The sequence below is a fragment of the Parajatrophihabitans canadensis genome, from assembly GCF_053764775.1.
The window spans coordinates 849,606-862,978 of sequence record NZ_CM132445.1; the positions used below are offsets into that span (position 1 = coordinate 849,606).

Below are 13,373 nucleotides of genomic sequence, written 5' to 3' on the forward strand. Positions count from 1 at the left end.
CTGACGATGGTTGCTGCTCCGACCGACACGCGGCCGGGTCCAACCGGTCGGGGGCCGAAGCTCGGTAACGCCGAGGCCGTGAAGCTTCGACCGTTGAACGCCATGCACCTCAAGCGGCCACAACTGACGGGCCGGTCGATGATGATCATCGGGATGGCGCTCTTTCTAGTGGTGGTGCTGGCCTCGCCGCTTCAGACCTACCTGAATCGGCGCGATGGCGTTGCCGCGACGCAACATCAGCAGCAGGAGCTGCGAGACCACGTAGCGCAGCTGCAACACGAATCAGACCAGTGGCAGAATCCAGCATTCGTCGAGAGGCAGGCCCGTACCCGATTGCAATACGTTCGGCCCGGCGACACCTTGTACACGGTTTTGAACCCGGACGGCACACCGAAGGCCGACACCTCAGCCGCAGCCGACTCGGTTCCGCGGTCTGGGCACATACCGAGCTGGAACTCCATGCTCTGGACGAGTGTTCAGAACGCCGACCACGCGAAATGACATCGGCCGCGAACGGTGGCGGCCAGGCAGAGGCAGGCAGGCAGCCACGGACGGATGGGACTTCGGTTGAAGTCGACGCCGTAGACGATATCGACCGAGCGGTGGTTGCCGAGCAGCTCGGCCGCAGCCCGCGGGCAATTCGCTCGGTGGCACACCGCTGCCCGTGCGGCAATCCTGACGTGGTCGAGACCTCCCCGCGGTTGCCCGATGGCACGCCTTTTCCGACGCTTTACTACTTGACCTGCCCGCGAGCGACCTCGGCGATCGGAACGCTTGAGGCGTCTGGGCTGATGAGTGAGATGACCGATCGGCTCAAGGTCGACCAGAGCTTGGCCGCGGCCTACCGCCGCGCGCACGAGGCCTATCTCGCCCGCCGGGAGAGTCACGGACATGTTGAAGAAATAACCGGAGTCTCTGCTGGCGGCATGCCGAACAGGGTCAAATGCCTGCACGTGTTGGTCGGTCACTCGCTTGCGGTCGGTCCTGGTGTCAACCCGTTGGGCGACGAGGCCTTGGCGATGCTGTCACCCTGGTGGTCCAACGGCCCGTGCGTGAATCGCGAGGACAGCAATGGGGATTGATTCAAGCGCCGCCTCGGGGGCCGGGTCGGCAACCGAGTTGGCAAACGGCGGGACGGGCGCGCCCGCTGGTCCGGCCCCGGGGTCGAACCGAGTTGCCGGTATTGACTGCGGCACTAACTCGATCCGATTGCTGATCGCAGACCCGACCGTGGGCCTTGTTGGCGGGGCGCCGTCGCTCACTGATGTGCACCGCGAGATGCGGGTCGTCAGGTTGGGCGAAGGCGTCGATCGCACCGGTCGGCTTTCACCTGCAGCCATCGAGAGAACCCGTCTCGCCCTGGTCGACTACGCGAAGACGATCAACTCCTTGGGCGTCTCGGCAGTACGGATGGTGGCGACCTCGGCCTCCAGGGATGCTGCAAACGCCGCCGAATTCACGTCGATGGTGCGCGACGTACTCGGCATTGAACCCGAGGTCATCAGCGGCATCGCCGAGGCCGCACTCTCTTTCACGGGCGCGATTGGCGGCCTGCCCGGTGTGGCCGACCCGCTCCTCGTGGCTGACATTGGCGGCGGCTCCACCGAACTCGTACTTGGATCACCCAACGATCGTAAGGTGATCGCGTCCTTCAGTATGGACGTCGGCTGCGTGCGGATGACCGAACGTCATCTGCACGATGACCCTCCAACCGCCGCACAGGTCGCAGCGACCGTGTCCGACTTGCGCCAAGCATTGCGGTTGGCCGCCGAGGCCGTGCCGGTAGCGGACGCGGCTGCGTTCGTCGGCGTCGCCGGGACGGTAACGACGATCGTAGCCATCGCGCTTGGCTTGAGCGCGTATGACGCCGATACGATTCACGGCTCCGAGATCAGTTTTGACCAGGTTGCCGAGGTGACGGACAGGCTGCTCGGCATGAGTCGAGTCGAACGAGCCGCACTACCTGTCATGCACCCCGGCCGGGTCGACGTGATCGGGGGCGGTGCGCTGGTGTTGCGAACGGTCATGGAGTTCATCAAAGCTGACAAGGTCATCGCGAGCGAGCACGACATCTTGGACGGCATCGCCCTCAGCCTCGTCTAGCGCTGCGACCTCTGACCGCGAGGGCAGCGGCGCCTGCCGCTTCGGCGCGGCTTAGACGGTCGCAGTCTCCTGCGCTGCCTTCGTCCCGGCCTTCGGCTCCTCCGGGCGCGGCGACGGCCGCCCGGTGACCGCGCGCCAGATGGTGTCGGCCCCCTTGGTCGACAGCAACTGGGCGATCGAGGCGCCCAAGCCGGCCACGACCGCAAAGATCAGCGCATCCGGCCAACTTGTCTGGACCTCTTTGGGGTTGTGCGGGGGATTGCCCGGCCGCGCGGCCCGCCACACCTTGGCGGTTCCTTTGGCGATCAGCCGGCTAACCGGGACGGCGATCGCAGTCGACAGCATCTTGAATGCGAACCTGCTCGCGCCACCAGCCATGTGTCCTCCGGTTGTCTCAGCCGCATATTCCGGCCGTTCGTCTCAGCCGTCTGTCCCCAGCTGACTCTAGGAGCTGCTGTCTGAGCTCGCTCGACCATCTAACCAGCCAATTCAAGCAGGCGTGAGACCCATGCGTGCGGAATGCCCCGGCTATGGATTCACGTTGTACTGGTCAGTAACGTGAAGCGCGAAGTGTCGTGGCAATCGCCGCCAACCTGGCGCACCGATGGTCGAACGCGACGTGCAGGGGACGGGCATGATGAATGGTGGACCGAAGCGCATCGTGATTGTCGGCGGCGGCTATGTCGGCATGTACACCGCACTCAAGGCGCAGAAGAAATTGTCGGGCGGCCGCGCCGAGATTGTGGTGATCGATCCACAGCCCAACATGACCTATCAACCGTTCTTGCCCGAGGCTGCTGCGGGCAGCGTCGAGCCGCGCCACGTCGTAGTGTCTCTGCGGCGGGTCCTGAAGAAGTGCCGAGTGATCACCGGGTCCGTGACCGACATCAGGCATAGCACCCGCACTGTCACGATCGCTCCTATCGAAGGCCCGGCCTACGACCTGCACTACGACATGCTGGTGGTCGCGGCGGGCTCGGTGGCCCGAACCTTGCCAATCCCCGGCTTGGCCGAGCAGGGGGTGGGGTTCCGCACCATCGGCGAGGCCATTTACCTGCGAAACTTCGTCCTCTCACGTCTCGATTTCGCGGCATCCACCGAGGACCCGGTGATCCGTCGCCGGGCACTCAGTTTCGTCTTTGTAGGGGGCGGTTACGCGGGTATCGAGGCCATTGCCGAGTTGCAGGACATGGCTCGGTACGCGTGCCGGTACTACCCGACGATCGAGGCGAGCGAGATGCATTGGGTGATGGTCGAAGCCGCCGATCGGGTCATGCCCGAGGTGTCGGTGTCGTTGGCCTCGTACACGGTGGACCGATTGCTCGAGCGCAATATCGACGTTCGGCTCAGCACCCGGCTGGAGTCCGCGGTCGGCGGTCATATCGTGTTGTCCGACGGCGACGAGTTCGACGCCGACACGCTGGTCTGGACTGCAGGCGTAAAGGCGCATCCGCTGATCGCCAAGTCGGATCTGCCCAGCGACGACAAGGGCCGCCTGATCTGTCACGCGAACCTCAGCGCGGTCGGGGTCACGGGCGTGTATTCGGCGGGGGATTGTGCGGCTGTTCCTGACCTGTCCAAAGACGACCCGAACGCCCTCTGCGGACCATCTGCCCAACACGCCGTCCGCCAAGCCGGTGTGCTCGGAGAAAACCTCGCTCGCGCGATCAACGGTCAAGAACTCAAAGATTACAAGCACGCCTACGTCGGCTCGGTCGCCTCGCTCGGCCTCTACCGCGGCGTTGCAGAGCTTTATGGGGTGAAGGTAAAGGGAATCCTTGCCTGGTTCGTGCACCGTACGTATCACGTTTCCCGGATGCCGACCTTCAACCGCAAGGTTCGGGTACTTGCCGACTGGACGGAGGCCCTGTTCTTTCCCCGCGAGGTCGTGTCCCTCGGTCAACTGCAAATGCCGCGCCACGAATGGACGTCCGCCATCACGCCGATCGAGAGCGAAACGGCCGCTGGCGGCGGTCCCTCAGCCGAGAAAGTGCAGGCCGCGCGAGATCCTGGATTGGCTGCTGGCGCGCCCGCCGAGAGCGCCTGACACCGGGCACGGCGGCGCGGTGATGCAGTGGGGCTGGGGTGGGTGGCACTCGGCTGCGACCGAGTCGATCCGTAGTCTGTGGGCTGCAGTTGATGGGCGCCCCCGTAGCCCAATGGCAGAGGCAGCGGACTTAAAATCCGCACAGTGTCGGTTCGAGTCCGACCGGGGGCACCGGAATTAAGGGCACCCGCACTGGTCGGCTAAAGCCCTGAGTGCCTCGCGAGCGTCCTCGAGGTGGTCCTCCTCGCGACGCCAAGCGCGCCGCATGCGGAAGTTCCAGCAGCTAGGCCGGCGGCTCTGCCAGTCCTCGAAGGCAAAGGCCCAGCACGCGTCCTCGACCGCGAGCTTTCGGAGCCGCTCGTCCGCGAGCAACGCTGACGTCGGGACGGAGGTGGGGACCGACGGTAGGTAGACCTCTCGCGGGCTGGCGTGGCGGTCACTGTTAACGAACATTGCCCCAACTCCTATCAGCACCCTGTCATCGCGTGACGCCGACACCAAGAATCGTTCGCTGCTCGCTCGCCGTCACTAGACATCATCAACGTCCACGCAGCCGTGGCGCATCATCCTTTAGGGCTGATTTGCGGGTGGATTTGCCGGCTGATTGCTAGGCGGTCGGCGGGCGCAATCGCGCTTCCGGCAAGCTAGGGTCGTGACTCAAGAGGAAATGGCCGCCGCCGAAGAAACCCCGACCGGTGTCGAGCAGTTGGTCTCGCTCTTGGACGTGGAATCACTCGGCTCGGACTTGTACCGTGCCAACGCCGCGGCGACGACAGAACGTCGAACCCTGTTCGGCGGCCAGGTCATGGCCCAATCGCTTCGCGCAGCCGCGGCGACGACCGCCGAGGGCATGTTCCCCCACTCATTGCACGCCTACTTCCTGCGCGCCGGCCTGGCGGCTGAGGACCTGTACGTCCAGGTCGAGCGAACGCGGGACGGTCGTAACTTCTGTACTCGTCAGGTCACCGCGCGCCAGGGTGATCGCACCCTCTTCACGATGACGGCATCGTTTCATCGAGGGGCATCAAGCGCGGAGTTTCAGACCCCGGCCCACGACGTTCCGCCGCCGCCGAAGGCTGAGTCGTTGTCGGCCGCTGCGGTGTCACAGCTGAGCACAGGCCTGGATTTCATCGATGAGAGCATCCCGACGGTTCTGCCGACGCGGCCGGAATACCTTTCCTGGGTTCGCAGCCAGGGTGCACTCCCGTCGGACCGCGTCCTGCACGCCTGCATCATGGCCTACCTCTCCGACATGCGGGCCAACGGCATCGCGGCCACCTCGATCGGACTCGTGGCCGGCGGCCCGGACCGTCACGGGGCGGGGTCAGTGCGAACCACGAGCCTTGATCATGCGATGTGGTTTCATCGCCCGGGTCGATGCGATGATTGGCTGCTGGTCAACTCGGTTCCCATCTCGACATCGGAGTCGCGAGGTCTGATCCGCGGCTCGTTACACGACCGAGCTGGCACCCACCTGGCATCCTTTACTCAGGAATTGCTTATCCAGCAGGATGATTGACGCTCGGCCCGAACCCTAAGCGTCGTGCTCACCGGCAAAGGCAAGGCGCGCGCCGATACCAATCGCGCCGATACCAATCAGGAAGACGGCGCCGGATCATGGCCCGAGCCCCAACCACGCGAAGTCGTGAATTCGGCGATGCAAGTCCACAATTCGCCCTAAGCGGTCGCGATTCCCTTTCAGGGACACGGCTGTAACGGATTCGTTGCAACGTCTTGTCGGCATTTGACGATGACCCGAGCTAAGCTGGAAGAGCGTTCCCGCCCCACCCTACGCAGTCCCCCCGTACTGCCCGCTGGTTCGGCGGGACGCCCTCCAACTAGCTCGGTCTTCCGAGCGGTGCACCCATGGTGACCCGCATCTCAGGCATAAACAAGCCTCAGTTTGGGTGACGACTCGTACGCGTTGCGTAGTCGGCAGCCTCGCCGCCAGCGCGACCCCTAGGCGCGCTGGCGTTGCCGGAACGCCTGCACTTTCGCCTTGTTGCCACACTCGTTCATGCCGCACCATCGACGATTTCGCGTGCGTGACGTATCGACGTACAGGCGCGTGCACTCCGCTTGGTCGCATTCGCGAACCTGGTCGGCGAGCTCGCTGCCGAGTAAATCAAGCCCATCACGTGCGAGGGTGCTCAGCAGCTGCGAGCTGGTGCCGGTTTTGATCACCGAGCCGCTGGCTTTGAGCACGAGGCCGACGGGCTGATCACCGGCGGCGAGATTCAACGTCGCAATGTCTGCCACCATTGGCCTTTTGCCTTGTAAGCGCCGGGAGAAAGTACGATAGATCGCCTCTCGAAGTTCCACCGCCGCGTCGAACTCGGACAAAGTCACCTCGACCGATGTCTGCACGAGCTCAGCCTCTTGTGCCCAATCTGCGAGATTTGCAGGGGATTGGAGCTGCTCGGCGGGCGTGTGTCGGCGCCACTTCAGCGTGCCGACGAAATCGAGGCTCGCTCTGCCGCTGACGAACACAAAGGCCATGTAACTATCTTGACTGGTTACCTCGGATATGGCAACCTCGTCGTCGTAACCGACTTGAACGGTTACAGCCGTAAGTCACCGCGTGGCTGCCGACTCGCTGAGGAGATGCCGCAGATGACGACCCAACGAACAGTGAACGTCCAGCTCGCCGACTACCTTTATTTCGTCGAGCGCGCGGTGCGTGGCATGGCTTCGATCGTCCTCGAGCTCGGCAATGATCTTGCTTGTACCCGGCCAGAACTTCCTGGTGCCAACACGCCATACGGGCTTCTCACGCATTGCCTCGGTGTCGTGCAGTACTGGGGCGGGACGTTGGTGGCTGGTCGTTCGGTTGGTCGCGACCGCGACTCGGAATTCGATGCGAGTGGTTCCGTTGCCGAGCTCCTTGACCAACTCGAACGCGTTTTGTACGAACTTGCAGGCGATGTGGCGCTAGCGCGATCCCAACAGCCGCTGTCGGCCGAGCCTGCCGAGTGGGCGCTTGGCCCAGATCGCCCGCTCGATCAGGGTGCCGCATTGCTGCACCTGTTCGAGGAAGTATCCCAACATCATGGGCAGATGCAGATCCTGCGCGACTGCATTCGCGCGGCCGTGACTGGTCAATCAACCGACTCACTCCCGCCTGGGTCCGACGCGACGGAGGCTTCAAGTGGCGGCCAGTTCGCCCCGGAACTTCGCTGGCTCCGACAGAAGAGGGGCGTCAAGTGGGCGCGTCCAGGGCCGACATTGATCCCTGCCTGGGTTGCCGATATGGACTTTGCTGTTGCTCCGCCTATTCGAACCGCGATCCAAGAGACCGTCGATCAAGGGGATCTGGGTTATCCGGATTGGACGATCCACCCGCTGGCCGAGGCCTTCTCCGCCCGAATGTATGAGCGTTTTGGTTGGCGTGCCGATCCTGGGCACGTCCGCGGGTTGACCGACTTGATCCAAGGCGTGCAAATCGTCGTCCAGCTTGCTACCAAGCCCGGGCAGGCTGTGGTCGCGCACACCCCTAACTACCCGCCGTTCCTGGCAACGGTTGCCAGCATGAACCGCACGCTGGTAGCCGCCCAACTCGAGCCCGCGCAGGGATCGTGGCGGTGGGACCACGAGCGGCTCGAAGCCGAGGTGGTAGCCGCCGATGCGAAGCTGCTGCTGCTGGTGAACCCGCATAACCCCACCGGGCGGGTGTTCAACCGCACCGAGTTGGCAGCCATTGCAGATCTGGCCACGCGTCGGGATCTGATCGTGATCAGCGACGAGATCCACGCCGATCTCGCGCTCACCGGTGCACCGCACATCCCGTTTGCCTCGCTCAGCGCAGATGTGGCCGATCGCACGGTCACGATCACGTCGGCGACCAAGGCTTTCAACCTCGCCGGACTTCGGACCGCAGTCGCTCACATAGGTCCGGCCGCGCTCCGTCGAGCGTGGGATGCTCAGCCGCCGGATCTGTTCGGTGCCACGAATGTGATCGGAGTTGCGGCGACGCTCGCGGCCTGGAATCACGGCGACCGCTGGCTCGCCGAGCTCCGTGAGCACCTGCTGCACCAACGCGACTATGTGACGGCTCGGATCAACGAGTTTGAGAGCGTGCGGTACCTGCCGCCACAGGCGAGCTATCTTGCTTGGCTGGACTTTCGCGCCACTGGCATGCCGGTCGAGCCGGCTCAGTATTTTCGTGATCACGCCGGGCTCGAGTTCAGCCGCGGCTTAGATTTCGGACCCGGCGGTGAGGGTCGCGCCCGGCTGAACTTCGCTACGAGCCAGCCGTTGTTGCAAACGATGCTTGATCGAATGGCCGCCGTACTCCAAGATGAACGTCTATCACGCTAGGTAGTCATATGATGGAATAGACTTACGCTCGGTAGTCAGCGATGTGGCTAGTCCGTATGACAACGCCCGCCGGCCACCGGCGGGCCGCTTGCGAAATGAGGGCTGGACGGCGGAACCCGACGATGTGCTTTGCTCAGGAGTTGGAGTGTCGTGAAGCTGGTTGTCGTGACGACCGCAACATCTGGTTTCAACGTGGTGCCTGCCCTGCTGGATCTTCACCATTCGGTCAGAAGTGTCGACTACGACATAAACGCACTCTTCAACGGCAGCGCCTTTGACGTCCTGATCGTCGACGCCCGCGATCGGGCTCGCGAAAATCGGGCGTATCTCGACGCGTTACGGATCATGGACGTGTCCGTTCCGGTGGTCGCGGTCTTTACCGAGGGTGGTTTGGTCACTCTCTCCCGAGAATGGGCGATTTCTGACTTGATTCTCGAGACCGCCGGGCCAGCTGAGGTCGAAGCACGATTGCGGGTGGCGCTGCAACGACACGCCGGAATGGGTCGCGGCGGCCAGGCCGGATCAGACCGCGGCGAGGCCGGCCACGACACCGTCGCGGCCGACGCACTGCACGTCGAGGTCGAGATCGACGCCAGCGAATCGAGCTGCACGATAGACGGCGACCGGATCGAGCTCACCTACGTCCAGCTTCGGCTGTTGTCGATTCTGGTGGGTCGTCCCGACCGGGCGTTCACCCGCGAACATCTGCTGACCAAAGCCTGGGATCACAGCCGCAAAGCCCCGACCGCCCAGACGCTTACCTTGGCCATCCGCGGCCTGCGCGCCGCGTTGGGACGGCACCGCGGTCAGGTGCAGACCGTGCGAGGCGTGGGGTATCGATGGAGTGGCGCACCCACCAGGCACCAATTCGGCCGGAGCTCGGCCTCCCGCTCGACTGCCTCCCGCTCGGCTGAGACTGTCGCAGCACATCGGCATTCTGGTGAGGCCAGGCGCCCGGCTGTACGGCAGCACGCCGGATGACCTAAAAAATTATTCGCTGAGGTGGAATGCGAAACTGAACGGACGCGTTCCGAAACTAAGAGGGCTGTCAGCTGACCGCCCGCAGGTCCACCAAGCGAACGAGATTTTTTGATGTCCACCCAGAAGCACCGACTCAACGGCTCGTCCGATGCGCCTGTCTCCTGTGCGCAGGCTGGGGCCACCGCAGCTGGCAGTGCAGTCGCTGAGCAGGGCGTCGATGCGGCCAGCGGTCGAGTCGGTCGCCCGGTCGATCGCACCCGCGACCTGGCAATCATGGCCGCAACGCGTGAGCTGATCTGCGAAGTGGGTTATGACCGGCTGACGATCGAGGCCGTCGCCATCCGGGCTCGGGCGGGCAAGGCGACTTTGTATCGCCGCTGGACGAGTAAGGCCGAGCTGGTCTTCGACGCGATGAGCGAGCGGGACCTCGATATCGAAGCTTTGCCCGACACCGGTGAACTTCGCTCAGACCTGATCGAGGGCTTGAGCGTGATGGCCGACAAACTCGGCGCGATCGAGTGTGGATTGATGAGCGGGCTGCTCACGGCAATGCAATCCGACGCCGAACTCGCAGAGCTGGTTCACCAGCAAATGATCCTTCACAAGCGCGTTGCCTGGCATACCTGGGTGGACCGCGCGCTTGAACGGGGACAGCTCGTCGGGCAGCCCGACGCCGATCTTCTGCAAGAGATCGTCACCGACATGTTTTTCGGCCGAATGCTCATGTTCCGTCAACCGATCGATCGGTCTTACGTAACACACGTGGTGGATCGTGTGCTTATCCCATTGCTCGAGGCCGGTACATCGGAGCCAGTCGGCAGCTAGTCCATCAACACGCTCCAACGTAATCAACAAGCAGTTATCAGTAAGAAGCGAGAGGACGCACCACTCATGAGTTCACAGGTCGACGCCGTCGGCGACGGTGTCCGAACGGGCGCGTCTAGCGTTCCAGATCCCAAACGTTGGCTTGCCCTCGCGGTGATTGCCGTTGCGCAGTTGATGGTGGTGCTCGACGCATCCATCGTGACGATCGCGCTACCGTCGGCCCAACATGACCTCGGCATCACCGACGCCAACCGGCAATGGGTGATCACTGCCTACACGCTCGCCTTCGGCGGTTTGTTGTTGCTGGGCGGTCGAATCGCCGATTTCGTCGGACGCAAACGTATGTTCATCGTCGGCCTACTGGGCTTCGCGGCGGCCTCGGCTCTTGGCGGCATCGCGCAGAGTGGCGGCATGCTCTTCGGCGCCCGGGCGTTGCAGGGCGGCTTCGCCGCGCTGTTGGCACCGGCCGCGCTGTCCTTGGTGACGATCACCTTTACCGAGCCCAAGGAACGTGCCCGCGCCTTCGGCGTCTATGGCGCGATCTCCGGCGGTGGCGCGGCGATCGGGCTGATCCTCGGTGGCGTTCTCACCGAATATGCCAGCTGGCGCTGGTGCTTGCTGGTCAACGTTCCGATCGCCATTCTTGCTGCGATCGCGGCCGTAAGTGTCGTGCACGAGAGCCGGGCTGAAGGCGACCGTCACTACGACATCCCTGGCGCGATCCTGGTGACCACCGGGCTGGTGTCGCTGGTTTACGGGTTCACCGAGGCGGCAAAGCCAGGCGTCGGCTGGTTGGCCACATCGACTCTGGGGTTCCTCGTCGCAGCGCTCGTGCTGCTCGTTGCCTTCGTCGTGCTTGAGCTGCGGACGCCGCACCCGCTGCTTCCGATGCGAGTTGTGCTCGATCGCAACCGCGGTGGGTCCTTCATCGCCTCGTTGCTGGTTGGCGCTGGGCTGTTCGCGATGTTCCTGTTCCTGACGTACTACTTCCAGCTCAACCTCGGCTACAGCGCACTGAAGTCAGGTTTCGCATTCCTGCCGTTCAGCATCGGGATCATCGTGACTGCCGGACTGGTCTCGAATATCTTGCCGCGCACCGGTCCCAAGCCGCCGATGGTGTTGGGTCTGGCAATGGGCACCGTGGGCCTGCTGTACCTCACCAGGCTTTCCGACAGCTCGAGTTGGCTGACGCACGTGCTGCCCTCGGAGATCCTGATGAGCGTCGGCCTGGCATTGGTCTTCGTGCCGCTGTCGAGCTTGGCCTTGCTGGGAGTCCCTGAGCACGATGCCGGCGTTGCGAGCGCGATGCTCAACACGACGCAGCAGATAGGTGGCTCGCTGGGCACCGCCTTGCTGAACACCCTGTACGCGAGCGCCGTGACTGGATTCCTTGCCTCCCACGTGGCCGCCGTCGGAGGAGAGCAGCAGCTGCAATTGCAGGCCTACATTCACGGTTACCGGGTTGCTTTCGCCGTTGGTGCGGTGCTGCTGTTGGGTGCGCTGGTCACGGTCGTGCTGCTGGTCAACGCCCACCGCGACGACGTCCACGTGGTCGAAGGTCAGCCAGCCGTCGTCTGACGCAGTGCTTGTCCGGCGGGGGTGTTTGTCGGGCGGGGTGCTTGTCCGGCGGGGGTGCTTGTCGGATCGGTTAGCGGTTCGATCTGCGGATCACGTACTTGCGGAACGGACTGCCCTCGCCGCCGCAGAGTTCACCGTCGCGACGCTGGATGTGCATCCGGTCCGCGCCATCAGCCAGTGCGAAGGTCTCGCCGCACTTCTCACAGCGCGCTTCGGAGGGCGCGAGCTGTGGACGCCGATCCTGCTCAGACATCTCTACTCCTCAGGTTCGGGGGCGCCGGCGGGCAGCATTCTGCCCACCTAGTTCTCTTCGGCAGGTGGGCCACGCACCTGAGGCTGTTTCAAGTGGCTGTTTCAAGATCGGTATACCGCTGGGTCGCCATGACGACCCAGCGGTATACCGATTCACGTGATCGGTGGACTCTGTTCGGGAACTACGTGCTCGGTGACCTCTGTTCGGGAACTAGCTGGGCCAGTCTGAACGTTGGATAGGTGTAGACGCGACGGCATTGGCCGCGAGCGCTGAGAACGTGAGAGAGGGGCAACAGTGGCCAGCAACCCTGTATTGCGGGGTTTCGAGAGAACCGGACGGCCCGGTGTCAACAACCAGGCCGGTAACAGTCCAGCCGGGCCTGGACGAGTCGTCCCTCCGCCACCGTCACCGGATCAGTTGAACCAGTGGTACGCCCAACCGGCGTATGGCCAGCAGGCCGGTCAGGCTGGGTTCCCCCCGCAGGTGCCAGCCGCGCCCTCGCGTTACCTCACGCTCGATGACGTCATCACGCGCTGCGTCGTCCTCCTCGGCACGCTCATCGTCGCCGCGGGAATCGCGTGGTTCGTAGTTCCTGATTCGGCCGCTGGGGGCGTGGCAATCCTGGGCGTCTTCGGCGCGTTGGGGCTAGGCCTCTACATGGGCTTCTCCGGCAAGGCGAACGCCTTGACCACGACGGCGTACGCCGCTCTCGAAGGTCTCGCGCTCGGTGCTATCAGCGAAGTTTTCAATGACCAGTTCAACGGAATCGTCATCCAGGCCGTCACTGGCACCGTGATGGTCGCCGGTGGCGTTCTGATTGTCTACAAGACGGGCGCGGTTCGGGTCACGCCGAAGTTCACCAAAATCGTTTTCGCCGCGACGCTGGGCGCAGTCGGCTTGATGTTGGTCAACGTCCTCGCCAGCATCTTCACTCCCGGCGGCTTGGGTTTGCGTGACGGCAACAACAGTCCCGTCCTGGCCATCGGGTTCAGTTTGCTCTGTATCGTCATCGCGGCCTCGAACCTGATCGTCGACTTCGACATGGTCGAGCAGTCCGTGCGTCGTGGGGTAGATGAGAAGTTCGGCTGGTACCTGTCCTGGGGCATCCTGGTGACGCTGGTCTGGCTGTACCTCGAGATTCTGCGGCTACTGAGCTACTTCGCCGGAGGCAACCGCAACTAGCGGTGCGCACCCGCGATCGTTGAACCGAAAACGGCCCGTCCTTCAATGTCGAGGGGCGGGCCGCTTTTTGTTCGAATCCCTTTGAGC

Annotated in this window: 14 protein-coding genes and 1 tRNA gene; 11 read left to right on the plus strand and 4 right to left on the minus strand. The window is 63.7% G+C overall.

Features of this window, described 5'->3' with window-relative positions:
• Nucleotides 1-6: 6 nt before the first annotated feature.
• From ACSMXN_RS04095 to ACSMXN_RS04105, 3 genes are read left to right on the plus strand one after another with little or no spacing between them, the layout of a single operon-like run.
• Nucleotides 7-501: a septum formation initiator family protein gene (locus ACSMXN_RS04095; protein WP_155958369.1), complete on the plus strand. Its 495-nt coding sequence runs from the start codon at nucleotides 7-9 to the stop codon at nucleotides 499-501.
• Entirely contained in the window at nucleotides 498-1,082 is a 585-nt protein-coding gene (locus tag ACSMXN_RS04100; RefSeq protein WP_022913302.1) for a DUF501 domain-containing protein, read from the plus strand. Before ACSMXN_RS04095 ends, ACSMXN_RS04100 begins: the two co-directional genes overlap by 4 nt.
• Entirely contained in the window at nucleotides 1,072-2,103 is a 1,032-nt protein-coding gene (locus ACSMXN_RS04105) for a Ppx/GppA phosphatase family protein (protein WP_022913303.1), read from the plus strand. Before ACSMXN_RS04100 ends, ACSMXN_RS04105 begins: the two co-directional genes overlap by 11 nt.
• A 51-nt stretch (nucleotides 2,104-2,154) precedes the next feature.
• On the opposite strand, the gene ACSMXN_RS04110 is transcribed toward ACSMXN_RS04105, so the two are convergent.
• Nucleotides 2,155-2,481, minus strand: a complete 327-nt coding sequence (locus ACSMXN_RS04110; protein WP_022913304.1) for a DUF4235 domain-containing protein — start codon at nucleotides 2,479-2,481, stop codon at nucleotides 2,155-2,157.
• Nucleotides 2,482-2,707: 226 nt separating this feature from the next.
• Between ACSMXN_RS04110 and ACSMXN_RS04115 the strand changes: the two genes are divergently transcribed.
• Complete coding sequence (locus ACSMXN_RS04115) at nucleotides 2,708-4,150, plus strand: FAD-dependent oxidoreductase (RefSeq protein WP_022913305.1); 1,443 nt, start codon at nucleotides 2,708-2,710, stop codon at nucleotides 4,148-4,150.
• 98 nt (nucleotides 4,151-4,248) lie between these two features.
• Nucleotides 4,249-4,321, plus strand: a tRNA-Leu gene (locus ACSMXN_RS04120).
• A gap of 6 nt (nucleotides 4,322-4,327) precedes the next feature.
• On the opposite strand, the gene ACSMXN_RS04125 is transcribed toward ACSMXN_RS04120, so the two are convergent.
• Nucleotides 4,328-4,603, minus strand: a complete 276-nt coding sequence (locus ACSMXN_RS04125) for a hypothetical protein (RefSeq protein ID WP_155958370.1) — start codon at nucleotides 4,601-4,603, stop codon at nucleotides 4,328-4,330.
• A gap of 199 nt (nucleotides 4,604-4,802) precedes the next feature.
• On the opposite strand from ACSMXN_RS04125, the gene ACSMXN_RS04130 reads away from it, so the two are divergent.
• Nucleotides 4,803-5,669 (plus strand): acyl-CoA thioesterase domain-containing protein, encoded by an 867-nt coding sequence (locus tag ACSMXN_RS04130; protein ID WP_155958371.1) that lies wholly within the window; start codon nucleotides 4,803-4,805, stop codon nucleotides 5,667-5,669.
• A gap of 440 nt (nucleotides 5,670-6,109) precedes the next feature.
• Here ACSMXN_RS04130 and ACSMXN_RS04135 read toward each other — a convergent pair whose 3' ends face one another.
• A complete protein-coding gene (locus ACSMXN_RS04135; protein WP_022913309.1) occupies nucleotides 6,110-6,649 on the minus strand; it encodes an ABATE domain-containing protein in 540 nt (179 codons plus the stop codon).
• Here ACSMXN_RS04135 and ACSMXN_RS04140 point away from each other — a divergent pair.
• From ACSMXN_RS04140 to ACSMXN_RS04155, 4 genes are all read left to right on the plus strand, one after another.
• A complete protein-coding gene (locus ACSMXN_RS04140; protein ID WP_455407693.1) occupies nucleotides 6,581-8,467 on the plus strand; it encodes an aminotransferase class I/II-fold pyridoxal phosphate-dependent enzyme in 1,887 nt (628 codons plus the stop codon). The two genes, ACSMXN_RS04135 and ACSMXN_RS04140, sit on opposite strands and share 69 nt — an antisense overlap.
• 165 nt (nucleotides 8,468-8,632) lie before the next feature.
• The gene (locus ACSMXN_RS04145) at nucleotides 8,633-9,448 is read left to right on the plus strand and encodes a winged helix-turn-helix domain-containing protein (RefSeq protein WP_455407694.1); all 816 of its coding nucleotides are present in this window, start codon (nucleotides 8,633-8,635) and stop codon (nucleotides 9,446-9,448) included.
• A gap of 111 nt (nucleotides 9,449-9,559) precedes the next feature.
• Nucleotides 9,560-10,273 carry a TetR/AcrR family transcriptional regulator gene (locus ACSMXN_RS04150; protein ID WP_022913312.1) on the plus strand — a complete coding sequence of 238 codons (714 nt, stop codon included), beginning with the start codon at nucleotides 9,560-9,562 and terminating at the stop codon, nucleotides 10,271-10,273.
• Nucleotides 10,274-10,339: 66 nt separating this feature from the next.
• Entirely contained in the window at nucleotides 10,340-11,851 is a 1,512-nt protein-coding gene (locus ACSMXN_RS04155; RefSeq protein WP_022913313.1) for an MFS transporter, read from the plus strand.
• A 70-nt stretch (nucleotides 11,852-11,921) separates the two neighbouring features.
• On the opposite strand, the gene ACSMXN_RS04160 is transcribed toward ACSMXN_RS04155, so the two are convergent.
• Nucleotides 11,922-12,104 carry a hypothetical protein gene (locus tag ACSMXN_RS04160; RefSeq protein WP_022913314.1) on the minus strand — a complete coding sequence of 61 codons (183 nt, stop codon included), beginning with the start codon at nucleotides 12,102-12,104 and terminating at the stop codon, nucleotides 11,922-11,924.
• Between the two features lie 294 nt (nucleotides 12,105-12,398).
• Here ACSMXN_RS04160 and ACSMXN_RS04165 point away from each other — a divergent pair, with 294 nt between their 5' ends.
• Nucleotides 12,399-13,286, plus strand: a complete 888-nt coding sequence (locus ACSMXN_RS04165; protein WP_022913315.1) for a Bax inhibitor-1/YccA family protein — start codon at nucleotides 12,399-12,401, stop codon at nucleotides 13,284-13,286.
• The last annotated feature ends 87 nt before the right edge of the window (nucleotides 13,287-13,373 follow it).